Origin of the sequence: Chryseobacterium sp. S90, assembly GCF_047444895.1 — a bacterium.
Taxonomy (GTDB): Bacteria; Bacteroidota; Bacteroidia; order Flavobacteriales; family Weeksellaceae; genus Chryseobacterium.
The window spans coordinates 1-878 of sequence record NZ_JBLGCX010000019.1 but is presented as its reverse complement, the minus strand read 5'-3'; the positions used below and the strand labels follow the sequence as shown (position 1 = coordinate 878).

1 protein-coding gene is annotated in these 878 nt (G+C 27.4%); it reads left to right on the top strand.

What is annotated here, in order from left to right:
* Nucleotides 1–548 precede the first annotated feature (548 nt).
* Nucleotides 549–878: hypothetical protein (locus tag ACLMCG_RS23075; protein ID WP_413961447.1), on the top strand; the 330-nt coding region annotated here is incomplete at its 3' end.

The window sequence follows — 878 nt, the reverse complement described above, 5'->3', positions numbered from 1 at the left end:
ACACTTGTCTAGTGATAATACTAGTGTGTTTAGCTAAATTATTACATTTTGAAATATTAGATTTGCCAGAGTTGGAAATACAGTTTTATTAGTTGTTTCTAATTAAAAGTTAACAAATAGTTAACAAATAGAGATTATAAACAGATGAAAATCGTTATTTGTTTTTTGCCTTTGCAATAATATCAAGCTTCTATTCAGAAGGGACAGTATAATTGAGGCACCTTCTGAAAAGGTTTAACATTTAAAAAATGTAAATAAAAAATTTCAAATGGATTTAAAAAACAGGAGTTCTTACACCTTGTTATAATAAAGCTTTAACGACAGGTAAAGTAGTTAACGACTTTTCAATTCAGCTTCCAGATGCTGAAATTTAGGTTTATGATGACAACTGTCTCTAGATTTTTATTCACGATGTTGCAAAAAAATGTTAAGAAAAGTGCCATTTCAAAAGTCTTTCAACAAGCACATTTACTGTTTTTTATTACCGCACATATTTATGATACAAACAATTTTAAAAAATTGAAAATAATATTTAAAGATAATTTAATATGAATATTTTAAAAAATTTGAAATTTTGGGTATTAGTCAATACGGGAATTATTTATTTTTTACTTGTCTATTTATTTAGATGGGTTTCATCGGATGGTTTAGCAATAACTTATCAAACAGAAAATGTTTTAAGAGGTCTGGGAATGGTGTGGAACTACGGAGAAAGATCGTTTGTATCAACCTCTCCATTATACAGTATTCTATCTATCCCGCTAACTTTTTTTCTTCAACTGATTGGTTTTAATGATCTTCCGTTACAAAGTATTCCCATAGCCATTAACATGTTATTTTCTCTTATGGCTTTTTATCTTTTATTGAAATTTATTTGG